This is a genomic window from Deltaproteobacteria bacterium (assembly GCA_016208165.1).
Classification (GTDB): Bacteria; Desulfobacterota; Desulfarculia; order JACQYL01; family JACQYL01; genus JACQYL01.
This window is the reverse complement of the sequence record JACQYL010000025.1, coordinates 82,318-106,020: the sequence shown is the minus strand read 5'-3', so window position 1 is coordinate 106,020 and position 23,703 is coordinate 82,318. Positions and strand designations below refer to the sequence as shown.

Genomic DNA, 23,703 nt, shown 5'->3' with positions numbered 1-23,703 from the left:
AGTATGCTGAAACCGGTGAAAATTGCTTAAATTCGAAAACGAGCTAACCATATGAAACGGTGCTTCTTGGGTCAAGCCTTTGCGAATCGAGTGAGGCCGGAGGTGTCCAACCTGTGCTTGACCAATAACGTATGAGACAAATAATCACGAGATTCCTCGAGTGTGGACGTTCGGATGATCCGTTTGATCAGCGGAATGGAATGCGGATTAATGCTGAGCTCGTCCAAACCGAGGGCCAGGAGCAGCGGTATGCATAGAGGATCAGCAGCCATCTCTCCGCACATGGCCACATGTATTCCTTCCCGCTTGGCGGACGTCACGACCTGGCGGATCATTCGCAGCAAAGCGGGATGAAAGGGCATATACATATAGGCCACGTATTCGTTTGTCCGGTCCGCGGCCAAAGAATACTGAATGAGATCATTGGTGCCTATGCTGAAGAAATCCACCTCACGGGCCAATAGGTCAGCTATCGCTACAGCGGAAGGCACCTCGATCATGCTGCCGACCTGCAAGTCCTCATCGAAGGGAATTCGCTCGCGAGTCAGGTCTGCCTGAACCTTCCTTAGGATTTCCTTTGCCCGGACGATCTCACTCACTCCGGATATGAGCGGGAACATGATCTTAACATTACCGTAATGACTTGCGCGACAGATGGCGCGGAGCTGGCTCTCGAAAATCGGCCGCATCTTGAAACAGAACCGAATGGCTCTCAACCCCATGGCGGGATTCATCTCCTCGCTCAATTCCAGATTGGAAGCGAACTTGTCCCCGCCCAGATCCAGCGTGCGAATAGTAACGGGGTGGGGAGCCACGATCTCGCACACCTCACGGTAGTTCTCGAAAAGCTCCTCTTCCTCGGGCAGGGTCTTGCTGCTGAGATACAAAAACTCGGTACGGTAAAGACCAATTCCCTCAGCGCCGAAATCCAGCACGGCGGTCACTTCTTCCAGTTGCTCGATATTCCCCTTGATGGAAATTCTGTAACCATCAATAGTCTCTGCCGGCAGATGGGCGCACCGAACGATATCGGCCAAATACTGCTCGTATTTCCCTTTCTTCCGGCTATATTCCTCGAGCGTGGCCTGACTCGGGTTAATGATGACCTTCCCCTTGGAGCCATCGAGCACGATCAGCTGGTTGTTCCCTATCCTGTCCGTGGCTCGCTCCAACCCGACCACTGCAGGAATTTGAAGAGATTGAGCAATGATACTCGTGTGTGAGGTCTTACTGCCCATATTCGTGATAAACCCCATCACCCGATCGATATTCATTTGCGACGTGTCCGCCGGAGACAGATCGTGCGCCACAACGATCACGCGATCTTTGATGGTCGTGATGTCTTCGTACCCTTTTCCCGCCAGGTTTCTTAAGATCATGCTGACCACGTCCTCGATGTCTTTGATTCTTCCCCGGATATATCCGTCCCGGATCTTGCTGAACGCAGCCCGGGCCTTGTCCAGAGTGATCTTGAGAGCCCACTCGACATTGATCTGTTCTTTTTTGATCGTACGAAGGGTTTCGTCATAGATCATACGATCCTTGAGGATAAGCCGATGGGCGTCCAGAATGTGGATGTGATCCTTGAACTCTTCCGGGACCTCTTCCAGAAACAGGCGGAGCTGGTCGCGCGTTCTTTCCACCGCCTCTTCGAAACGGGCAGCTTCCTGGGCGACCTGGGCGTCGTTCAGCAGATACTCGTAGATGATCTTCATCTCACCCCGGTCCACGTGGTACGTTTTTCCGATCACAATACCGGGCGAGGCCGCGATGCCCTGAAGCACAATATCATGCATTTCCGAGTGGTCAGACACGCTACTTTTCCTCGAATCCCCTCAGGATCAGTCCGGTGATTTCCCGAATGGCCTGCTCTGCGTCCGGTCCCGTAGCTTCCACGCGGATGACGGATCCTTTAGGGCATGCCAAGGTGAGTATGTCAAGAATACTTTTGCCGTCGGCTACGTTGCCGTCCCGACACAACGAAATCTGCGAGTCGAACCTCTCAGAGATCTGAACGATTTTTGCGGCGGATCGGGCGTGCAGACCCATTTCGTTTTCAATAACCACTTCTCGTCCTATGGTTTCCATGCTTTCCTACTCCGGAAAGAACAACAACATCCCAACGCTGAGCAATACGAAAATCGATCCTAAGACGATTGGTATGGACCACCTACGTCGAATTACAATACATACGATTATCACGAGAGGCAGCGCGAGCCAAGGCATCGTTGATTCGAGTTCCCCCGGTGCAATCAGCGCGCATTTGGCTGTCAATGCGCCGAGCACGATGGGAAAGAAATGTCTTAACTGGGCCACCCTTTTGGGGATATCCCATCTGTGGATCTGTTCAATCACGCGGATTCCGTTTTGCCGGGCAGAGTGAAGACCATACCCGCGTACGAACAAGTGCGCGGTATTGTAGGTAATCACAAAAACCAATGGCGCCCAGAAGAACCCCTCCAGAGCCATGAGGATCGCCAGAGCCCCACAAAGCGGTCTGAGGGTTTTCCAGAAAAGAGAATCGCCCATTGCAGCGAACGCGATCATGGCTCCTCTCTTGAAGTCTCGTATGGTTTCGAGAGGTAATACCCCCTGATTTCGTTGAGCCTCCATTTGAATCACGGCTCCAATGATGGGCGCAGCCATGTACGGATGCGTGTTGAACAGCTCAAGGTGACGCTTGCAGGCATCGTGGAATCTATCGGCATCGTGACCGTAAATCCGTTCGAGCGCAGGAAGCAAGGCGTACAAAAACCCCAGGTTTTGCATTCGCTCGATGTTCCACGATGATTGCAGGAAAAAGGATCGTAACAACAACCGGGCAGTCCCGATATCGGCAACCTCTTGGGATTCCTTCCGTTTCTTATGACGCTTCATCCGGCGATGGTTTCGTTCGTTTGGCGTTTAATCCGGTGCGATCCAATTTCAGACTTTCTTCATAAACAACGCGTTTGGGAACACCCCGGGCGCGCGCCACTTGCCCGATGGCATCCTTTAACGGTACGCCGGTACGGCGAATTAATTGGTCGAGCTCTTCAAGTATGGATTCTTCGGATTCGGGCTGTTCTCGCGTTCCTTCGATCAACAGGGTGATCTCGCCCTGCACCTTTCCATCGCCCAACGAACGAGAAATTTCAGCGGCCGATCCTCTGAGGAACGTCTCGTGGACTTTTGTCATTTCCCGCGCCAAAACCATTCGGCGTTGCCCGAATACCTCTTCCAGGTCGCGCAGCGTCTGATGGATGCGGTGAGGCGCTTCAAAGGCGATGATCGTGTGCGTTGACCATTCGAGATCCTTAAGCTGTCTCATGCGGTTTCCCCGCTTCGCAGGAAGAAATCCCAAAAACAAGTGGGGCGTCGCCGGAAAACCTGCCGCACTCAGGGCGGTGGTGACGGCTGAAGGACCCGGTATGGGGACGACCTCGATACCGGACGCCAAGGCGCCGCCGATGAGCTCCAGCCCCGGATCGGAAATAAGAGGGGTGCCGCCGTCCGTGGTCAGGGCTGCGCAGGCTCCGTCCTGCAAACGTTTCAGGATGCGGGGACCGGAAGTCAAACGGTTATGGCTGTGATAGGCCACGAGTCGATTGTTGATCCGGTAGTGCGAGAGGAGCTTTCGGGTCCTTCGAGTGTCTTCGGCGGCGATGAAATCGACTGATTTCAGAACATGGATCGCCCTGAAGGTAATATCCTCCAAATTTCCGATCGGTGTGGCCACGACATATAAACGGCGGGACGCTGCTCGATCAGTATGCCCGGTCAAAGGCATTCTCGCAATGCTCCACTTTCGGAATCCCGGACGGTTGCAGTACTACCGTCACGACATCGAACCTGGCGGAGCGTTCCAGCCAACCTTTTCGCTTAAGATACCAGAGAGCCACCATAGACAGCGTTTGCCTTTTCTTTGGTGTCACCGACTCCTTGGGATGCCCGAAACTTCCGGCCATGGAAGACCTCACCTCGACAAAAACAACCACGCCTTTGTCCAAAGCGACAATATCGACCTCGCCCAAAGAGCATCGCACATTCTTTTCCAAAATGCGGTACTTCTTGCCCTCGAGAAACTTGGCGGCCAGGAGTTCCGATTCGGCGCCGAGCTTTTTTCGTTGCATTTTCCGTACTTATCAACGTGCCGGTAAATTCAAAAGCGGGAGTTGACGAACCTGGACATGCTCACGTACACCTTTGAACGTTTTGCGATGAATCGGGCAGGGACCGTGACGGGCGATCAAGCGCCGATGTGAAGCGGTTGCATATCCTTTGTTCGTAGCGAAATCGTAACTCGGATAGCGAAGGTGGAATTCGTCCATCATCCGATCCCGAACTACCTTAGCTATGATCGACGCCGCGGAAATGGATGCACTTCTAGCGTCGCCTTTCACAACGGTTTGTTGACGCGCGAGCCCGGGTACCGCGCAATTCCCGTCAACGAGAACAAACTCCGGTGTAACGGACAGGCTCGAAACGGCTCTATACATGGCCCGCAGGGATGCTTGAAGAATGTTGATTTCGTCGATCTCTTCAGTATAGGACACACCGATTCCGAGGGCCAAAGCTCGTTTCCGGATCTCGATGAAGAGAGTTTCCCGTTCCGATGACGAGAGCTGTTTGGAGTCCTTGACGCCAGGTATGGGATCTTCCTGTCTGAGAATAACCGCACCAGCCACGACGGGGCCGGCCAAGGGCCCTCGTCCGGCTTCGTCAACTCCGGCTACGAACTTGACACCCTGATGCCACCTCTGTTTCTCGAAAAAGAGGCAATCCTCGCTACCCGTCTCGTAGAAGAAGCTGTCGGAGCGGTTCCCAAGCACCCGACTCATCTCACGATCGTCTGAGTTCCTTAATGCGGGCGGCTTTCCCTCTCAGCTTTCTGAGATAGTACAACCTGGAACGGCGAACCCGTCCACGAGAAACCACCTCGACCTTATCGATGATCGGAGAATGGTAGGGAAAGATGCGTTCCACCCCAACGCCGTAAGACACTTTACGAACGGTGAATGTGGCGCTGGCCCAGCCTTTCCTTTTCCGAATGACAACGCCCTCGAAAACCTGAATGCGCTCTTTTTCACCTTCTCTAATGGTCACATGCACACGAACCGTGTCTCCGGACTTAAAATCAGGGAGGTCCATGCGTAACTGTTCTTTTTCAATTCGTTCAATAACTGGATCCATTTCAGCTTCCTCCTAACGTTCCCCGCATAGCAGCCGATCAAGCACAATGGCGGCGGCTGAACGCACCGAAAGGTGGTTGTATGTGTTGGTTCCGCGAATCGGGGATAGAGTCACATGCGAACAGCTCAACTCGGTACGCGCAAGACCCCATGCCGTTCCGAACAAAATCAGAATAGGCACGGGCCTACGAAGCATGTTCCTCATTTCCCGGTATGAGACTACCGGTCCTTCTGCGGAAGCGGAGGTCACCACCAGAGTAGGCGCCGTTTTTTCCACGGTTTCTATTTCTTCGGACGCGGCTTCGATGGAGTCGACCACGCCGGCCTTCCGGAGCGCGGTTCCACGATCCGGATTTGTGGTGGCTCCGATACCGTCCGTCCAGTGCCGAATGATCTTCTCGACCAGGCTTCGCTGATCCGCCAACGGCGTTATCACATAGAAACGGGCAACGGAATACGTTTCAGCGAGCCTGCTGAAATCGTGCAAATCCACATTCGTTACGGCCGAAGCTACGACTTCCCTGTTCCGGTTCACTACCGGATAATGGACCAGACCGATGTATATGCTCGCGCGATTCCGCGTCCGGTTATCCTCCTGCTCCCTCTTTGAAAAAACGAATCGATCTTCCCGGAAAACCAACCGGCGCAACTCGAACCGGTGGGATTCCCCTGAGAAGATCCTGCCGGCGTCACGCGGACGTCTTGTCCCGAAACCGAGACGCCAGATCAGGCCTACGCTCCTTTGTTCGACGCAGGGCTTCCGATTTTCTCCAATGTTCGATCAGAAGATGGTTTCCGCTCAAGAGCACTTCTGGAACGCAATGACCCTCAAACTCTTCAGGACGAGTGTATTGAGGGTATTCGATAAGACCGTCGCAGAAGCTTTCCTGTTTCAGGGAATCGGCATTGCCGAGGACTCCCGGCACCAAACGCGTAACTGCGTCCAGAACGACAAGCGCGGCAACTTCCCCGCCCGTGAGCACGTAATCCCCGACGGAGACCTCTTCGTCCACATAATGATCGGCGATCCGCTGATCCACCCCTTCGTAATGGCCGCACACCAGCGCTATGCGCTCGCGCCGGGCCAGATCCTCCGCCTTCGTCTGATCGAACGTCCGGCCCTTCGGCGACAACAGCACCACGTGCGGCTTCACTGGGGCGTGATGCGTAAGCGAGCGGATCGCCCCCACGATGGGTTCAACTTTTAATACCATTCCCGAGCCGCCCCCATAGGGACGGTCATCCGCCTGCGCGTGCTTTCCCGGCGCGAAATCTCTGATATTGATGATGTTCACCCGGATCAGACCAGCCTCAACCGCCCGTTTGATCATACTTTCTTTGATCGGAGACTCAAAGATTCCGGGAAACAAGGTTAGAATATCGAAAATCATACGCTTGGGTTAAGGAAGTTCCGGTTCCGGTACTCGAACGATGATCAAACCCTGTTCAATCTTAACCTCACGTACATACTGGGTGACAGCCGGCACTAGAATTTCCTCCGAGGCGTTCCGGATGACCAGTATGTCGTGAGCACCGGTACGAAACATGTTTTCGACCGTCCCCAGCGAGACGCCGTTTTCGTCCAAAACGTCGAGTCCGATAAGTTCGAACCAGTAATATTCGTCCTCCGCGGTGTCCTCGAGAGCTGCACGGTCCACGGAAATGGTGGACCCCACCAGTCGTTGAGCCTGATGCACGGTATCTATCCCTTTGAACTTCAACAACAGGCTCCGCTCGCCGTTTCCGACCTGCTCTACGGCGGCGGGGCGCGTTACTCCCCCCTCGGGTGATAGAAAGACGTGCTCCAAGGTGCAAAAACGATCGGTTGTTTCCGCGTAAGAATCCACCCTCACAAAACCCTTCAATCCGTGCGGGGCCAGAATCTTTCCCAATAACACCGACCCTTTTCTCGATCGCGATTCCTTATTCGATGATCTCAAGTACGGAACGTTTCCTGATCTTGGTGGATGCGGCGCTGAGGATGGTTCTCATGGCACGGGCCGTCCTTCCTTGTTTGCCTATGACCTTTCCAAGGTCTTCCTTGGCGACCTTCAGCTCTATGACCGATGTCTGCTCGCCTTCGATCTCGTGCACTTCCACGTCTTCGGGACGATCCACCAGACTCTTAGCGATAAACTCGATTAGCTCCTTCATGCCGCATCCCTCCCCGGTTGAGGTTTCACTCCATCATGTCCACGCGGTTAATTGCCAGATCATCACAAAGAACATATCTCTTTATGTATCTTAGGGCAGCATAGCCTGAAACATTCACTCGATAAGGAAAATCCCTCCACCGCAATCGAATGGGGAAACACCCTTCAGAAACGAAACCGTTCATCCGGATGATTAGATCAACCCCCGTCCTTTGCACAACTGAGCCACGGTCTCTGTGGGAACGGCGCCTTTTCCAATCCAGAGATCCAGTTTGTCTTTGTCCACTTTGAACTCGGAAGGCTCCTTCTTTGGGTCATACGTTCCGAGGATTTCGATGAAACGACCATCTCGAGGCGCTTCCGAGTCGGCTACTACGACGCGGTAATAAGGCCGTTTTTTCGCCCCTGTCCGCGCCAACCTGATTTTTACCGGCATAACTTTTGGTACCCCTTTCTCGGCTTACCGTTGTTCCAGTCGGTATCTATTCCAAGCACTCGTGTTTCCTGCACGGAGGGACTTGGATAGAAACTACTTTTTTTCATTGTATGCAGAAACCAAGATGAAATCAATCCTATCGTCCTTCAAAACGGGAGTCCGCCTCTCATAAGCTTCTTTTTGCCCCCCTTTCCAAACTGACGAAGCATCTTTTTCATCTGGGCGAAGTTCTTGACCAGAGAATTGACGTCTTGAATCGTGGCGCCGCTTCCCGATGCGATGCGCTTGCGTCGGCTGGCGTTGATGATCTGATGGTTGTTCCGCTCATCTTTCGTCATGGAATTGATAATGGCCTCGATGCGGGTCAGTTCTTTCTCATCCGGCTGGAGCCCCTTTTGCTTCAGCTTGCCAAAACCCGGCACCATGCTCAGAAGCTGTTCCATGGATCCCATCTTTTTGATCTGTTTCAGCTGATTCAAGAAATCTTCTAACGTAAAAGCATCCTTGCGGATTTTTCGTTCCAGCTGTTGCGCCTGCTCTTCGTCTATGGTTGCCTGGGCCTTCTCGACGAGAGTCAATATGTCCCCCATGCCCAAAATACGGGAGGCCATCCGGTCGGGATGAAACATTTCAAGGGCGTCCAGCTTTTCTCCCACGCCCACAAGCTTGATCGGCTTGCCGGTGACCGATTTAATCGAGAGGGCGGCCCCCCCCCGCGCATCGCCGTCCAGCTTGGTCAGTATGACGCCGCCCAAATCCAGAGCTTCGTCAAACTCCCGAGCGACGTTTACCGCGTCCTGGCCGGTCATCGAATCGGCCACCAGCAGAATCTCGCAAGGATTCAAATGGTCTTTGATATCCTTGAGCTCCTGCATCAACTCCTGGTCGATGTGGAGACGGCCGGCCGTGTCCACGATGACGACATCCAGGTTCTTCTGCGTGGCGGTTCTGACGGCGGCTCGCGCCAGATCCACAGGATGTCCGGTACTTTCATCCGAAAAGGTTTCAACCTGGATCTGCTGCCCCACTTTTTCGAGCTGTTTTATTGCGGCGGGTCGATAAACATCAGTGGAGACCATGTAGCACGAACGGCCCTTGCGGGTAAGATGCAAGGCCAATTTACCGGCCGTAGTCGTTTTACCCGAGCCCTGAAGACCTACCAGCATAACCACGTGAGGTCGGGGGCCCTGCAGGTTGAGTTCTTGACTTTGTCCCCCCATCAAGGCAATCAGCTCCTCGTGGACGATCTTGATCACCTGCTGCGCCGGGGTGAGGCTCTTCAGCACTTCGCTTCCTACGGCACGTTCCTGCACGGATTTGACGAAATCCTTGGTCACCTTATAGTGAACGTCGGCTTCCAACAAAGCCATGCGCACTTCCCGGAGCCCGGACTGAATGTTTTCCGGGGTCAGCCTTCCGCGGGATCGAAGCTTTTTGAAGGCGCCTTCAAGTTTTTCGGTCAAACTGTCGAACATGTTGCACCGGTTCCTTATAAACGCGCTTGTTGCGGTGAATCATGAGTGATTCCAAGGGAAAGAGCCATGGAAAGTCGAAAATTGTTGATTTTATTTTTTAGTTTCATTTCTGTCAAGAACATTAGTGGTACCGATTCTACGGGAACGTCCGCTGCGGAAGGTGTAGACTCCGGGCTCCGGAGGCCCGGATGGAGCGAAACGGACGCGGGACGGCCCCTGGTCGGAGGAAGAGGGACGCCTCCCGATCCACCCGTAAAAGCGAAACCGTTCTCGTACCGATCCCCTACGTGCGAATGCCGGATGGATTTTCCATTCCAGAGTTGCGAAAACAAGCCTTCCTCCAAAGGATCCATCTCGATGAACCGCGTGCCGGACAGAGGAAACGACTCGATGTATACGGCCGCGGTACAATCTTGACATCGAGATCATGAACGTCTATGATCACCATTTCCTTTTTAGCATTCTTTAGACGAAAAATATATCCATTCTGGAGGATATCCGTGAAAATCCTTATCAGTGATTCCATGGCCATGGAGGGAGTAGAGCTGATCCGCCAAACGGGCGTTATCGAGGCTGATAATCGTCCCGGCCTTCCGCCCGACGAACTGTTGCGCATTATTGGTGATTATGACGGCCTTATCATCCGGAGCGCCACCAAGGTGACGGCGGAGGTGATTGAATCTGCCGGTAAGCTGAAGGTTGTGGGAAGAGGTGGAATCGGACTGGACAATGTCGACATCCCCGCCGCGACCAAAAAAGGCGTCGTAGTGATGAATACTCCGGAAGGCAACGCCGTCACCACCGCCGAACATGCCATCTCGATGCTTCTGGCCCTGTCTCGGAACATCCCTCAGGCGACCGCTTCCATGAAGAACGGCAAGTGGGAAAAGAAGAAATTCCAAGGGAAGGAAGTATTCAACAAAACCCTGGGCGTTGTTGGCTTGGGAAAAATCGGAAGCATTGTGGCGAACCGGGCCCTCGGATTGAAAATGAGAGTCATCGCCTCGGATCCGTATCTAAAACCCGAAAGCGCCGCCTCCATGGGCCTGCAGCTGGTAACGATGGACCAACTGCTGCAGGAGTCCGACTATGTTACGCTGCACGTCCCCCGCACTCCGCAAACGGTTAACCTGATTGATCGAGAAGCGCTGTCCAAGATGAAGCCCGGCGCTATGATCATCAACTGCGCCCGAGGGGGCATCGTCAACGAAGAAGCCCTGATCGAGGCCCTCAGGAGCGGTCGTCTTCGGGGAGCAGCCCTGGACGTCTTCGTTGCGGAGCCGCCGGTTGGCAGTCCTCTCCTCGACCTCGAGAATGTCATCTGCACGCCGCACCTGGGCGCTTCCACCGAGGAGGCTCAAAGAAACGTTTCCATCGGAATCGCGGAACAGATGGTCGACTACCTGATCAATGGAACCGTTAAAAACGCGGTGAATGTACCATCCGTTAGCGGGGAACTGCTGGCCAAGATCAAGCCGTATGTAGATCTGTGCGAAAAACTGGGACGGGTCCTTTCCGCATTGGCGCCCGGTGCTCTTTCCACGGTCGAGATTACGTACAGAGGAAAGGTCTCCGAAATGCAAAAGGATCCTCTGACAACCGCCGTTTTGATGGGGCTCCTGTTTCCGAGGTTGAGAGGCGCGGTGAATTTTGTCAACGCGCCGGTGATTGCCAAGGAACGGGGAATCGATGTTATCGAAAAGAGGAGCGATACGGCCGAAGACTTTCTCGACCTGATCACGGTTCGAGTGGAGGAGGACGGCAACCAGCATTTGGTGGCCGGAACCCTCTTCGGGAAAAAGGAACCTCGATTGGTGAGAATCGACGGTTTCACCCTCGAGGCCGATCCGCAGGGTCATTTACTGTTCATCAAGAGCCACGACAGCCCCGGGGTCATAGGTCGAATCGGAACCTACCTGGGCAACCATTCCGTGAACATCAACAACATACACGTAAGCCAGGACCTCGTTCAACGCATGAACGTGATTCTGATTCAAACGAACAGGTCCTTGAATGGAGAGATCCTGGAAGGACTCAAAGCGCTGGAAGACGTAGTGACTGCGCTCACTATGGAGCTGTAACAGCCCGTTGAAAAAGGCCGGGTTGTTACAGGCTGTTGAAAAAGGATGGGATGCAAGGCGCGCAAATCACGAGGAATGAGGCGTACGTAGAGTACGTCGCAGTGACGAGGGATGAAGCGCAACGCCGCAGATCGCGTTTTTCAACGGCCTGTTAAGCCCCTTGGCGTAGAATGTCTCAGGAGGCAGGCCATGAGCGAGGAGCAAAAGGATTTTGTGGTGAAGGACCGACGCCGTTTCTCCCCCGAAGGCGAACCCAAGGAAGAAACAGAGCACAAAGCGGCGGATTCCGAACAAGCCAAGAAGCCGACCGAATCTGAAGCGATAAAGGACAAAGGGCGAGAAGCAGCGCAAAAGGAGAGGCGAAACGTGCCTCTGCCCGAGATGAACTTCTCTACCTTCATATTCTCGCTGAGCAGCTCCGCCATGATGCATCTCGGTGAGATTCCCGACCCGAACACCAACACCGTCGCTGTTGACTTGCCTTTGGCCAAGCAAACCATCGATATTCTTGGTATGCTTAAGGAAAAGACCAAAGGAAACCTTCAGGAGGATGAAGAAAGACTGCTGGAGCATTTCTTATACGATCTCCGCCTCATGTACGTGGCCAAAAGAAAAAGTTAAGGCGGGTCAACTCATCTAAAGGGCCGGCCGGTTCTTGGGATCATGGCGGCTCGACCGGGTGGTAATCGGCGGTCGCCCGTGCGTGTGCTTCGAGGCCCGCCTTGGTCCGTGGAAGCAGATCCTCCGGCAAGCCGGCTCGCCAAATCCGGTCCACATGAAAAGGGACCTTGCGTCATCTCGCTGCGGTTGGTGATGCGGTGGTTACCGACCGCGGCCAATTCATGTTGTTCTCTCCCCACGTTCTGCGAATAAAAGAAGGCCTGTAAAAATATGCGAGACGAAATCCGGCTCGAGGCTCCCGCCAAAATCAACTTGGCGCTGCACGTGCTCGGGAAGCGGCCGGATGGGTATCATGATCTGGTCACCGTGTTTCATCGTTTGAACCTTTGCGACGAATTGCGCCTGGTAAGGACGCACTCTCCGGGCATTTCGATTCGATGTCCGGAAGGCGGCGCACCGGAGGGACCCGAGAATTTGGCCTGTCGCGCCGCCGCCGTCTTTTTTGAACGGACCGGCGTGGCGCCGGAGCTATTCATCGAGTTGCACAAAAACATCCCCACCGCTGCGGGCTTAGGAGGGGGAAGCAGTGATGCGGCTTCCGTGTTGCTCGGCCTGAACCGATTATTCGGCGAACGATTGGAATCCGAGAGCTTGATTGAACTGGGGATGGACTTGGGGGCGGACGTACCGTTTTTCCTGTGGGAAGTTGCCGGCGCCGTGGGAGAGGGGCGGGGAGACCGGATCCGGCCTGTATCCATTCCGGAAGGAACATACATTTTGGTGAATCCGGGATTTCCCGTATCAACCGCCTGGGCCTATGCGAGCCTCGATCAAGCGAGAGGAAATTTCGAGTTGACAAAAGTCCAAAATGCACCTATACGTCAAATTTTGAACCACAGCTCGTTCCAGGCAAGTGCGTTGCTTCATAATGATCTGGAAGAGGTTACCCTAAAACGGTTCCCTGTCATCTCGCAGATCAAACGGACGCTCTTAAATCTGGGGTGTGATGGGGCCCTTATGTCTGGAAGCGGACCCACCGTGTTTGGCTATTTCTCGAACCGCTCGAGGGCGGAGGAAGCCTACCGGACTCTCAAAAGAGAAACTGCTTTTTCCTGCTTTTTGACTCGTTCGTATTGAGTGCAGGCATGCTGGGGTGTCGTCAAGCGGCAAGACACGGGTCTTTGGAACCCGCATTCGGAGGTTCGAATCCTCCCACCCCAGCCAATTTCGGACCAAACCGGGCGGCTTATAACATTCTCCGCTTTCTGAAAGCAGCGTTTGCTCCAAGTTGAAGACTGCGTCGACGACATGAATGGACTTCTTATATTCTGTGGCAGTTCCTGCCGCGCCCTCTGCGAAGAAATCTGTGCGTATCTCGATATGGAGCCCGGACACGCTCACATGCGGAAGTTCAGCGACGGCGAGATCTTTATCGAAATCCGGCAAAACGTTCGAGGGAAAGATGTGTTCGTTGTCCAGTCCACATCGAGCCCGGTAAACGAAAACCTGATGGAACTGCTGATCATGATCGACGCGCTCAAACGGGCCTCTGCAGCGAGTATCACTGCGGTGATTCCTTATTACGGTTATGCCCGTCAGGATCAGAAGGCGCAGCCTCGTTGTCCGATTACCGCGAAACTAGTGGCCGACCTGATCACCGTGGCGGGTGCTGCCCGGGTGGTCAGCATGGACTTTCATTCCGGTCAAATTCAAGGTTTTTTCGATATCCCGGTGGATCACCTGTTTGCAGTTCCGTGCTTTCTTAAACATGCCCGGGAGCACCACCCGGAGTCGTCGGTCGTCGTATCTCCGGACGCGGGTGGAGTGGAGCGCGCTCGCTACTTTGCCGAACGACTCGGCATGAAACTGGCCATTACGGATGTGAGAGGAGAATTCGAGCGGGAAAAGGGCGCCTTGGACATTATAGGGGACGTGGAGGGTCGGACAACCATTCTTCTGGACGACATGGTGGACACGGGGACGACTCTCTGCCAGGCGGCGGAAGGTCTGCAGGCCAGAGGGGCCGCCCACATCCATGCGTACTGTACGCATGCGGTCCTCTCAGGGTTGTCCGTGGAACGATTAAACGATTCACCCGTGGAGCGCTTGGTAGTGTCAAACACAGTTCCGCTTTCTGAAAAAGCTCGACGGTGTGAAAAGATCGTCGTGCTTTCCATTGCGGAAATCTTGGGAGAGGCGGTAAGCCGTATACACAATTGTGATTCGGTGAGTTCACTTTTTGTTTGAATAATTTGTGAAAAATGTCATAAATTGCCGGTTCGCACGTGACTCGGGCGCGAGCCCGACGGCATGGAGGATCCCGGAGGTTCCCCATTCGGGCGGGTCCATCACGGTTGTGCAGAGAACGAAATGGGATTTGGAAACAACCTCGGGAGCGTATATCCGCGTCGGAAGACGCNNNNGCCCAAGCAGCGGTGCGTAGCAATCCGGTAGTATCGGAGGACAAAATCTGATGAGTACTTTCAGCTTTACTGGCGAGGTACGGGCGGCCAAGGGTAAGGGCGCGGCCCGTAAGTACAGGGCTCAGGGAAAAATACCGGCAATCCTGTATGGGGCGAACACGGAACCCATCCGCTTATCCGTGGAAGAGCGTCTCATGAACAAGGCGCTTTCGGATCCGCGCGCGATGCGTACCGTATGTAACATCACCATTTCCCGTGACGAGGGAACCATCACCAAGTCGGTCATAGTGAAAGAGATCCAGCGGGATGCCGTCAGTCGAAAACTGCTCCACCTGGACTTTTATGAAGTAGACATGGAGAAGCCCGTGACCGTTAATGTTCCCGTGCGGCTCGAGGGCCATCCGATCGGAGTGGATAAGGGTGGAATGTTGGAGCAGCTCCGCCATGAGCTTACGATTTCGTGTCTTCCCGCGAAGATGCTGGAATCGATCGTGGTCGATGTTTCGAATATGGACATTGGCGAGCCGCTTCACGTGTCGGACTTGAAGCTCGGAGAAGGTATTGAAGTGCAGGCGGATACCGATCTCACCATAGCCACCGTAGTGGCGCCTCACGCTGAAAAAGCGCCGGCGGAGGAAGAGGTTGAATCCGTTGAAACAGGGAAAGGCGAGGAGGGAGGTGAAAGCTAACGGATCACCGGATGTGGAAAGGTGAGCCACACGTGTCTCAAATGCGTCTTATTGCAGGATTGGGCAATCCGGATCGAGCCTACGCCAACTCACGGCACAATTTAGGGTTTATGGTGCTGGATTCCTTGGCGGAAACTTGGTCCATAAAGATTGAGGCGCGGAAGTTCCGAAGTCTTTACGGACGAGGGGTGGCCCTGAACACGTCCATGCTTTTGATAAAACCCCAAACGTTTATGAACCTGAGCGGGGAATCGGTGGCGCAGTGGGTGCGCTATCTTGACCTGCCGTTGTCGGATGTGCTCATCGTTCACGATGAGTTGGACCTGGATTTGGGAAGAATGAAGCTTGTCCGAAGTGGCGGCTCGGGAGGGCACAAAGGAGTGGATTCCATCCTTCGATTGCTGGCGTGCAAGGACGTTCCTCGCCTGAAACTGGGTATCGGGCGCCCCCGGTTCGACGAGCCGGTGGAGCAGTATGTACTGGATTCGTTCTACGAAGATGAAGTTCCGCTCCGTGTCGATATGATGGAACTTGCCGTCCGGGCTGTAGAGAACATTATGCTGCACGGCCTGGAAGGCGCAATGAATGAGGTCAACCAACACAATAAGGCAAGGAGGTAGGAAAGCAAATGTTAGAGTGGACAGTTTATGCGCCCTTCTTGGGGGGGTTTGGCATCGTTGTTGCGTTTCTGATCTATAGTTACGTAAAGAATCAGCCCAATGGAAACGAGACGATGCAGGAACTGGAGGCCATGATTCACAAAGGAGCCATGGTATTTCTTAAACGCGAATATTCCATTCTCTTCTTCTTCGCTGCGGCGGTTTTTGTCCTGTTAGGGATTGGAATCAACTGGGAGACATCCATCGCCTATGCCAGCGGAGCGCTGTGCTCGATGTTCGCCGGTTTCTTCGGCATGGCGGCGGCCACGCGCGGTAACTCACGTACGGCTGAAGCCGCCAACAAGCACGGCCGCGCCAAAGCGCTGAACATTTCTTACCTGTCCGGGTCCGTCATGGGTCTTTCCGTGGCTTCACTCGGGCTTATTGGTGTGGGCGTGTTCTATTACCTGTTTGCCAAGGATCCTGCAACGGCCAATATCATCAACGGCTTTGCCATGGGTGCAAGCTCCATAGCGCTGTTTGCCCGCATGGGCGGCGGTATTTACACAAAGGCCGCCGACGTGGGATCCGACCTGGTCGGTAAAGTGGAAGCGGGAATTCCCGAGGACGATCCCCGGAACCCCGGTGTTATCGCAGACAATGTGGGCGACAACGTAGGTGACATTGCCGGCATGGGCGCCGACATTTTCGAGTCTTACGTGGGCGCCATCATCGCTACGATAGCCATTGCCGCGACCATGACTATGACCAAAGAAACGGAAGGTCTGCGTTCGGCGTATATGGCCATTTCTCTGCTGGTCGTCATGGGCGGATTGTTGGCGTCCTTCCTGGGCGTTGCCTCCATTAAGGTGCTCCAGAACGCTCCGCCTCAGGCCGCATTGCGGTATTCGACCTTTGTGGCTGCAGCCGGTCTTATTGCCGCCACCTATTATGCCGTAAAAGGCTTGGGCTTGCCCATCGGCGTGTTCTGGGCGGTTGTTTCCGGTCTGGTGGCCGGTATTGTCATCGGTCTGCTGGCCGAGTACTACACATCGTCCACCCCCGTTCGCAAAATTGCCGCACAGTCGCAAACCGGTCCCGCCACAGTAATCATCACCGGTATCGCGATAGGCTTCGAGAGCACCGCGCTCCCCTTGCTGGGAATCTGCGCGGCGACTTACCTGGCTTACGAGTCGGCGGGCATGTTCGGCGTGGGTATCAGCGCGGTCGGCATGCTGAGCACGGTCGGCGCCACCATGACCGTGGACGCGTATGGTCCCATTGCAGACAACGCGGGCGGAATTTCGGAAATGGCCGGTTTGGGGCCTGAGACCCGAGCCATCACGGACGAGCTGGACGCGCTGGGCAACACCACGGCAGCCATCGGCAAGGGTTTCGCCATCGGTTCCGCCGCTCTGACGGCCCTGGCTCTGTTCGTAGCTTTCACGCAGGCCGCGGGGCTTGCTGCCATAGACATCACCAACCCCTTTGTGGTCATCGGTATTTTCATAGGCGGTATCGTACCGTATCTCGTGGCCGCTTTGACCATGACCGCTGTTGGTAAGGCCGCCGGTCAGATGGTGGAAGAGATCCGCCGTCAGTTCCGGGAAATTCCGGGCCTTATGGAAGGCACCGGCAAACCCGATCCCGCCCGATGCGTGGATATCTGTACTCGAGGCGCGCTCAAGATGATGATCGCCCCCGGATTGATCGGTGTGCTCACCCCGGTCGCCGTCGGATTCATTATTGGTCCTGAAGCGCTGGGCGGAATGCTGGTCGGCGCTACCGTGACCGGCGTACTGCTGGCCCTGTTCATGGCTAACGCCGGCGGCGCGTGGGACAATGCCAAGAAGTACATCGAGAAGGGACATCACGGCGGAAAGGGCTCCGACAACCACAAGGCCGCCGTTGTGGGTGACACCGTCGGCGATCCGTTCAAAGACACCTCCGGTCCCACGATGAACATCCTGATCAAGCTGGTGTCCGTTGTGAGTCTCGTTATCGCACCGATTCTTGTTCAGTACTGGAAATAAAGCGATTTCGGGATTGAAATCCTAGGTTCGTTTCAGGGGCCGGTCTCTCTCTGGGGATCGGCCCCTGTGTTTGGAAGCGGAGGAGGCCCCATGGGATTCCGATGCGGACTTGTAGGGTTGCCCAACGTGGGCAAGTCCACACTGTTCAACGCACTCAGTGCGAGCCAGGCGGAAGTTGCCAATTACCCGTTTACCACGATCGAGCCCAATCGAGCCGTGGTCGCTGTTCCGGACGATCGTCTGGCGGAACTGGCCCGGCTGCTGCGGCCGGAGAAGGTCACACCCACTCAGATTCGGTTCGTGGACATCGCGGGACTGGTAAAGGGAGCCAGCCGGGGCGAAGGTTTGGGTAATCAGTTTTTGGGACATATTCGAGACGTTCAGGTCGTGGTTCACGTATTGCGTTGTTTCGAAGATCCTGACGTGGCGCACGTGGAGGGCTCCGTTGATCCGCTGAGGGACGCCGAGGTGGTTCGAACCGAATTGATGCTGGCGGATCTGGAAATACTCGAGAGGCGCTGCGAGAAACTGGCAAAAACGGCCAAAGCGGGGACAAGGGAAGCTCGAGAAGAACTGGACCGGTGTAAACGGTTCCAGGAGCGTATTTCGGGAGGAGCCAAGGGGCTTCGACAGGCTTTTAAGGACGGCGAGGACGAGAATAGGGCGGAGGAGTGGGGCCTGCTTACACACAAACCCGCCATTCTGGTCGCGAATGTGGATGAGAAGGAATGGTCGAACCCGACCATCGTTCCTCGACTTAAGCAAGGCCTCGGAGACGAGCCCGTGCCCCTGATCACCATTTGCGGCGCACTGGAAGCGGAGATTGTCAGGCTGAACGCGGAGGAAAGACAGGAATTTCTGGACGATTTAGGGATTCAGGAGTCCGGCCTGAACAAATTGATTCGGGTCGGACATCAGCTGCTCGGTTTGATCACCTTTTATACTACGGTGGGGCGAGAGCTTCGAGCATGGAGCTTGCCGGTCGGTACTTCCGCACTGGTCGGCGCCGGGAAGATTCACACGGATATGGCTCGTGGTTTCATTCGGGCGGAAGTGGTTCCGTTTGATGCGTTCGTTCAATCGGGGTCGGCGGCTCAGGCGCGTGAATCGGGAAAGATGCGCCTGGAAGGAAAAGAGTACGTGATTGCGGACGGTGATGTGGTCACCTTTCGATTCAGCGTGTAAGGTCAAGGGGATCAGGGTAGAGTTGAATAAAGGTTGTTATTCCGAAAGAAAAGTGATATTTTAAATAAAAAGAGGATTTGCTTCGATTCATTTCATTCTTATCGAAGCTGGAATTGGGCCTCGAGCACAAATATATAAAATGGGATCTCAGGGGCGGTGCGTCGAAACAGTCCGGGAGGTTCCCATTTTCCAACATATGGCGAGCGACCCCCCCGCCCTGCTGAAAAACGCCCAGCTAACAACTGGTTAATGCCGTCAACTGTGTTCCTCACTCGGACATTCGGAGTCGAAGCCGTCGGGTAGGCGTAATCCGTTTCCTTCGTTTCCGGGAGCTGATCATCGCCCACGTAGAAAGGGATGTTCTGATCGATGTCAAACATGAGTAGCGAAATGTTCAGAGTAGGCGATCTCGCCGTATATCCTGCCCATGGAGTGGGTATTATTGAGTCTTTGGAATGCAAAGCAGTGATGGGAGAAGAGCAGGATTTCTATATCATGCGGATCCTGGATTCCGGCATGATTATTATGATTCCTATCAAAAACGCAGGTAACGTGGGACTTCGCCAACTCATATCTAAAGAAGAGATCAACCAGGTGTATCGAATCCTGGAAGACAGGACCACCGAGATTGACAACCAGACCTGGAACCGCAGGTATCGGGAATATATGGAGAAGATCAAGACGGGATCGCTCTTCGAAGTGGCTGAAGTGTTGCGAGACCTCAGCATTCTGAAATCGGACAAGGATCTTTCGTTTGGAGAGCGGAAGATGCTCGACACGGCTCGCAATCTGCTCGTGAAGGAAATTGCGCTGGCCACTGAGATGGAAGAGAATCAGATCGAAAAGCAGTTGAACCAGATTTTTAAGAGTTGATCCCCGCTTCCCGTGTTGTGACGGTTCTGCGTCAGGAAGCGGAGGAATCGATTATTACCGCATTCGATTGGGAGAACGGGTCTATCATCTGGAGATTGGTCCCGCCGATGAAGGCGAACGGCTCGACGTGCTTCTTGCCGGAAAGCTGCCGGACCTATCTCGCGCTCGCGTCCAAAAACTGATCGGCGAAGGCCGGGTTTCTGTTAATGGTGTGCGGGTCAGGAGCAGTTTTCGACCCAGGTCGGGAGATCAAGTCCATACCGAGCTTCCCGAACCCGCTCCCCAAGAAGTTCTTCCGAGAAATATCCCCATAGACGTTTTGACGGAAAACGAAGACTTTTTGGTGCTGAATAAACCTTCGGGTCTGGTGGTTCATCCGGCGCCGGGTCATGTGGACGATACGCTTGTCAGTGCATTGCTCTATCATGTGAAAGGTCTATCCGGCATAGGTGGAGTACTGCGACCCGGCATTGTTCATCGACTGGACAAGGACACTTCCGGCGCTCTCCTGGTGGCCAAGAATGACCGTTCGCACCGTGAGCTTTCCAGACTTTTCAAAGACGGGGAAATCCATAAGACCTACCTGGCGATCGTCAAGGGAAGAGTAACTGAACCGGAGGGAAAGATCGATCTGCCGGTGGGGCGACACCCCGTGGACCGAAAGAAGATGAGCGTCGTGAGCCGTTCGGGGAGGCGTGCGCTTACGTATTACAAGTGCTTGCGCCGGTACGAGTCGCTCGCAGCTTCGTTGCTGGAAGTGCGTATCGAGACGGGTCGTACGCATCAGATTCGGGTGCACATGGCTGCCATCGGCCATCCGGTGCTCGGGGATCCGGTCTACGGAGGCAAGAAAGACATCGAAGAAAGCATTCGCCGGAGCGGCGGACAGGTTCGTCGCCAGATGTTGCACGCCTCGAAGCTTCAATGGGTTCATCCCCAACTGGGGGGATCGGTATGCGTTGAAGCGCCCCTTGCCGAAGACATGGAGGCTGTATTGTCCCTGCTGGCTCGTTTGGACGAGAGCGAGTAGGAGGTGGGGGCTCGGAAAACAAGGGGCCACGGCATGTCGGGAATTTCGCTGTGGCAAACGAATGACGGACAGTGGCCCCGGTTGCGAGCTCTGTTGGTCATCCGCGCGAACCGGCTGGGGGGGGATCATGGGACGTCCCTTTTGTTCAGATTAGGCTAATTCGATTTGGAATCGGAATGTTGCCGAAAACGCTTGACATTCTAGCAGGGAGGATTATCATAATGGTGTTTCTTCCCTCCGAAAAATCAGTGTGCGTAATAAGCGAACATCCCGAATAACCCTAGAACCTGCGCGTAATCCTCATTGAATTTGTTTCCAATGTAAGTAACCGCCTCACTATTTTAATATTTTTTTATTTCGGTTCGCGTATACACCGCGCTCGACAGCCGAAATAGATTCATTTGTCAGGAGATGGGATGAATCTAGTTGAATTGAAAGTAAAAGGTATAAATGAACTTACCGCCCTGGCCAAGCAGCACGGTGTGGAAGGCGCGAGCGGTATGCGTAAACAGGAATTGATTTTCGCCCTTCTTCAGGCGCAGACCGAGAAGAACGGCCTGATTTACGGTGAAGGGGTACTCGAAACCCTACCGGATGGATTCGGGTTCCTGAGGGCTCCGGACTACAACTATATTCCGGGTCCGGACGATATCTACGTTTCTCCATCCCAGATCCGGCGATTCAATCTTCGTACGGGCGACACCGTGTCCGGCCAAATTCGCCCTCCAAAGGACAACGAGCGGTACTTTGCATTGCTCAAGGTCGAGTTCGTCAATTATGAGGATCCGGAAGTGGCTCGGGATAAGATCCTGTTCGACAACTTGATCCCTTTGTATCCTCAAAAGAAACTGAATCTGGAGATTGTGGACCGTCCCAAGAACTACTCTCTGCGTATTATGGATCTGTTGACTCCCATCGGCCAGGGTCAGAGAGGACTCATCGTCGCCCCCCCGAGAACCGGTAAGACCATGCTGCTCCAGGCCATTGCGAATGCCATCTCGACGAATCACCCTGAAGTGGTTTTGATCGTTCTGCTTATCGATGAACGTCCCGAGGAAGTGACGGACATGCAACGTTCCGTCAAGGCCGAAGTGATCAGCTCGACCTTCGACGAGCCGGCCCAGCGCCACGTGCAGGTGGCGGAAATGGTCATAGAGAAAGCCAAACGCCTGGTGGAACACCAGAGGGACGTGGTCATCCTTCTGGATAGCATCACCCGCCTGGCCAGGGCGTACAACACGGTGGTGCCCCCCAGCGGTAAGATTCTTTCCGGCGGTGTGGACTCCAACGCGCTGCACCGTCCCAAACGCTTCTTCGGCGCCGCCAGAAACATAGAAGAGGGAGGCAGTCTCACCATCATCGCTACGGCTTTGATCGATACTGGAAGCCGCATGGATGAGGTCATTTTTGAGGAGTTCAAGGGTACGGGCAACATGGAGATCCATCTGGACCGCAAGTTGGCGGACAAGCGTATTTTCCCCGCCATCGACATCAACCGTTCGGGAACGCGCAAAGAGGAACTCCTGTTGGCGCCCGAAGTGCTGAACCGGGTATGGATACTCCGCAAACTACTCTCACCTCTCACCTCTGTCGACAGCATGGAGTTTCTCCTTGAGAAATTCGACGGCACCAAGAACAATCAGGAATTCCTGAACTCCATGAATCGATAACTTTCCACCGAATAGCCCATTCTCCGGCTTGCAATAAGGAATAAATAGGTTATAATAAAAATTTAGCCTGCATAGGCGTATAGTTCACGCGAAGGATCTTCGCATACAGAGGAGAATTTGTATGAAAAAAGATATTCATCCCGATTACCACCGCACCAAGGTGCGTTGCGCCTGCGGCAACGAGCTTGAGGTAGGTTCCACTCAGAAAGAGATCCGGGTGGAAGTGTGCTCCAAATGCCATCCTTTCTTCACAGGAAAGCAGAAGCTGGTGGACTCGGAAGGCCGGGTCGAACGTTTCCTTAAGAAATACAAAGACTTCCAGGCTATTCCCCCGTCCAAAAACGCGTAAGAAGATGGCAAAATTCAACGTAGGCGGACAGGCTGTAATCGAGGGCGTGATGATGCGCGCACCCACGTCTCTGGCCATCGCCGTTCGACGCGCCAACGGGGAAATCACCGCCAGGGAAGACGCCCTGAGCTTGGTGGGAGACCGGTTTCCCTTCCTGAAGTGGCCGCTGGTGCGGGGAACCATTGTGCTGGTGGAATCCATGGCTCACGGCCTCAAGGCGTTGAACTTCTCCGCCGAAATGGCCATGGACGATGAATACCCGGATCGAAAGAAGACGGCGGGGAACTGGGCCTTGGCGGGAACGTTGGTTTTGGCCGTCGCCTTGGGCCTGGCCCTGTTCGTAGCGCTTCCCCACCTCCTGTCCTATTGGGCGGGCAAAACCTCCTGGCTCCGGTACGGCGTGAATTCGGTGGCTTTCCACCTGGTGGACGGGGCAATCAAGCTGGCGTTGTTTTTGGCTTACGTTAAGGGCATTTCCATGCTCAAAGACATTCGCAGGATTTTCCAGTATCACGGGGCCGAACACAAAGCGATCTATGCCTATGAAAACGGAGATGAACTGATTCTGGAAAACGCCCGCAAATACCCGACCCTGCATCCGCGGTGCGGAACTTCGTTTCTTCTTCTGGTTCTCCTGATCAGCATAGTGCTGTTCTCCGTAGTGTTCCCAGTGCTGTCCGTCTTTTCGCAGGGTGAAGGCAGCCTCCGCAATGTGTGGCTCATCGGTGTAAAAATACTGCTCATGCTCCTGGGTCAGACTGATCATGGCGCCCGGTTTGTGGCTCCAGAAACTCACCACCCTTCCGCCATCGGATGATCAATTGGAAGTGGCCCTGGTGGCCCTGAGGCGCGTCCTCTCCATGGAAGCCGGAAAAAAAGGGCTCTCGTCCGCCATCGTGTAGATTCCTAGCAACA

Annotated in this window: 25 protein-coding genes, 1 tRNA gene and 1 pseudogene; 14 read left to right on the top strand and 13 right to left on the bottom strand. The window is 54.5% G+C overall.

What is annotated here, in order from left to right; genetic code table 11:
• Nucleotides 1-71 precede the first annotated feature (71 nt).
• The 13 genes from ptsP to ffh form a co-directional block, all read right to left on the bottom strand.
• A complete protein-coding gene (gene ptsP / locus HY788_05200; protein MBI4773568.1) occupies nt 72-1,814 on the bottom strand; it encodes a phosphoenolpyruvate--protein phosphotransferase in 1,743 nt (580 codons plus the stop codon).
• Nucleotide 1,815: 1 nt separating this feature from the next.
• Nucleotides 1,816-2,088, bottom strand: coding sequence for an HPr family phosphocarrier protein (locus HY788_05195; protein ID MBI4773567.1), 273 nt, complete (start codon nt 2,086-2,088; stop codon nt 1,816-1,818).
• A 6-nt stretch (nt 2,089-2,094) separates the two neighbouring features.
• The gene (locus HY788_05190) at nt 2,095-2,877 is read right to left on the bottom strand and encodes a PTS system mannose/fructose/sorbose family transporter subunit IID (GenBank protein MBI4773566.1); all 783 of its coding nucleotides are present in this window, start codon (nt 2,875-2,877) and stop codon (nt 2,095-2,097) included.
• Nucleotides 2,864-3,769, bottom strand: a complete 906-nt coding sequence (gene rsmI / locus HY788_05185) for a 16S rRNA (cytidine(1402)-2'-O)-methyltransferase (GenBank protein ID MBI4773565.1) — start codon at nt 3,767-3,769, stop codon at nt 2,864-2,866. Before rsmI ends, HY788_05190 begins: the two co-directional genes overlap by 14 nt.
• Nucleotides 3,747-4,112, bottom strand: a complete 366-nt coding sequence (locus tag HY788_05180) for a YraN family protein (GenBank protein ID MBI4773564.1) — start codon at nt 4,110-4,112, stop codon at nt 3,747-3,749. Before HY788_05180 ends, rsmI begins: the two co-directional genes overlap by 23 nt.
• Nucleotides 4,113-4,124: 12 nt before the next feature.
• Nucleotides 4,125-4,820 (bottom strand): ribonuclease HII, encoded by a 696-nt coding sequence (locus HY788_05175; GenBank protein MBI4773563.1) that lies wholly within the window; start codon nt 4,818-4,820, stop codon nt 4,125-4,127.
• A 1-nt stretch (nt 4,821) separates the two neighbouring features.
• Complete coding sequence (gene rplS, locus HY788_05170) at nt 4,822-5,172, bottom strand: 50S ribosomal protein L19 (protein MBI4773562.1); 351 nt, start codon at nt 5,170-5,172, stop codon at nt 4,822-4,824.
• Nucleotides 5,173-5,184: 12 nt separating this feature from the next.
• Entirely contained in the window at nt 5,185-5,820 is a 636-nt protein-coding gene (locus tag HY788_05165) for an RNA methyltransferase (GenBank protein ID MBI4773561.1), read from the bottom strand.
• 40 nt (nt 5,821-5,860) lie between these two features.
• Nucleotides 5,861-6,541 (bottom strand): tRNA (guanosine(37)-N1)-methyltransferase TrmD, encoded by a 681-nt coding sequence (gene trmD, locus HY788_05160; protein MBI4773560.1) that lies wholly within the window; start codon nt 6,539-6,541, stop codon nt 5,861-5,863.
• A gap of 30 nt (nt 6,542-6,571) precedes the next feature.
• On the bottom strand, nt 6,572-7,111 hold the full coding sequence (gene rimM / locus HY788_05155) for a 16S rRNA processing protein RimM (GenBank protein MBI4773559.1): 540 nt from the start codon (nt 7,109-7,111) through the stop codon (nt 6,572-6,574).
• Entirely contained in the window at nt 7,095-7,325 is a 231-nt protein-coding gene (locus HY788_05150; protein ID MBI4773558.1) for a KH domain-containing protein, read from the bottom strand. The genes rimM and HY788_05150 overlap by 17 nt, the downstream gene beginning before the upstream one ends.
• A 192-nt stretch (nt 7,326-7,517) precedes the next feature.
• A complete protein-coding gene (gene rpsP, locus HY788_05145) occupies nt 7,518-7,760 on the bottom strand; it encodes a 30S ribosomal protein S16 (protein MBI4773557.1) in 243 nt (80 codons plus the stop codon).
• 146 nt (nt 7,761-7,906) lie between these two features.
• Nucleotides 7,907-9,235, bottom strand: a complete 1,329-nt coding sequence (gene ffh / locus HY788_05140) for a signal recognition particle protein (protein ID MBI4773556.1) — start codon at nt 9,233-9,235, stop codon at nt 7,907-7,909.
• 500 nt (nt 9,236-9,735) lie between these two features.
• Here ffh and HY788_05135 point away from each other — a divergent pair, with 500 nt between their 5' ends.
• The 14 genes and pseudogenes from HY788_05135 to HY788_05070 all read left to right on the top strand — a co-directional run bounded on the left by HY788_05135 (nt 9,736) and on the right by HY788_05070 (nt 23,690).
• Nucleotides 9,736-11,316 carry a phosphoglycerate dehydrogenase gene (locus HY788_05135; protein ID MBI4773555.1) on the top strand — a complete coding sequence of 527 codons (1,581 nt, stop codon included), beginning with the start codon at nt 9,736-9,738 and terminating at the stop codon, nt 11,314-11,316.
• A 189-nt stretch (nt 11,317-11,505) separates the two neighbouring features.
• The gene (locus HY788_05130; protein ID MBI4773554.1) at nt 11,506-11,937 is read left to right on the top strand and encodes a DUF1844 domain-containing protein; all 432 of its coding nucleotides are present in this window, start codon (nt 11,506-11,508) and stop codon (nt 11,935-11,937) included.
• A gap of 270 nt (nt 11,938-12,207) precedes the next feature.
• Nucleotides 12,208-13,074: a 4-(cytidine 5'-diphospho)-2-C-methyl-D-erythritol kinase gene (ispE, locus tag HY788_05125; protein MBI4773553.1), complete on the top strand. Its 867-nt coding sequence runs from the start codon at nt 12,208-12,210 to the stop codon at nt 13,072-13,074.
• 12 nt (nt 13,075-13,086) lie between these two features.
• A tRNA-Gln gene (locus tag HY788_05120) sits at nt 13,087-13,161 on the top strand.
• 84 nt (nt 13,162-13,245) lie between these two features.
• Nucleotides 13,246-14,184: a ribose-phosphate pyrophosphokinase gene (locus tag HY788_05115; protein MBI4773552.1), complete on the top strand. Its 939-nt coding sequence runs from the start codon at nt 13,246-13,248 to the stop codon at nt 14,182-14,184.
• A gap of 226 nt (nt 14,185-14,410) precedes the next feature.
• The gene (locus tag HY788_05110; protein ID MBI4773551.1) at nt 14,411-15,049 is read left to right on the top strand and encodes a 50S ribosomal protein L25; all 639 of its coding nucleotides are present in this window, start codon (nt 14,411-14,413) and stop codon (nt 15,047-15,049) included.
• A gap of 11 nt (nt 15,050-15,060) precedes the next feature.
• A complete protein-coding gene (locus HY788_05105; GenBank protein MBI4773550.1) occupies nt 15,061-15,669 on the top strand; it encodes an aminoacyl-tRNA hydrolase in 609 nt (202 codons plus the stop codon).
• An 8-nt stretch (nt 15,670-15,677) separates the two neighbouring features.
• The gene (locus tag HY788_05100; protein MBI4773549.1) at nt 15,678-17,681 is read left to right on the top strand and encodes a sodium-translocating pyrophosphatase; all 2,004 of its coding nucleotides are present in this window, start codon (nt 15,678-15,680) and stop codon (nt 17,679-17,681) included.
• 90 nt (nt 17,682-17,771) lie between these two features.
• A complete protein-coding gene (gene ychF, locus HY788_05095) occupies nt 17,772-18,866 on the top strand; it encodes a redox-regulated ATPase YchF (protein ID MBI4773548.1) in 1,095 nt (364 codons plus the stop codon).
• A 390-nt stretch (nt 18,867-19,256) separates the two neighbouring features.
• Nucleotides 19,257-19,739 carry a CarD family transcriptional regulator gene (locus HY788_05090; protein MBI4773547.1) on the top strand — a complete coding sequence of 161 codons (483 nt, stop codon included), beginning with the start codon at nt 19,257-19,259 and terminating at the stop codon, nt 19,737-19,739.
• 61 nt (nt 19,740-19,800) lie between these two features.
• Nucleotides 19,801-20,769, top strand: a complete 969-nt coding sequence (locus HY788_05085; GenBank protein ID MBI4773546.1) for an RluA family pseudouridine synthase — start codon at nt 19,801-19,803, stop codon at nt 20,767-20,769.
• 416 nt (nt 20,770-21,185) lie between these two features.
• On the top strand, nt 21,186-22,439 hold the full coding sequence (gene rho, locus HY788_05080) for a transcription termination factor Rho (protein ID MBI4773545.1): 1,254 nt from the start codon (nt 21,186-21,188) through the stop codon (nt 22,437-22,439).
• Between the two features lie 121 nt (nt 22,440-22,560).
• Nucleotides 22,561-22,788, top strand: coding sequence for a 50S ribosomal protein L31 (gene rpmE / locus HY788_05075; protein ID MBI4773544.1), 228 nt, complete (start codon nt 22,561-22,563; stop codon nt 22,786-22,788).
• Between the two features lie 4 nt (nt 22,789-22,792).
• Nucleotides 22,793-23,690 (top strand): annotated as a pseudogene (locus HY788_05070) (DUF1385 domain-containing protein).
• Nucleotides 23,691-23,703 lie beyond the last annotated feature (13 nt).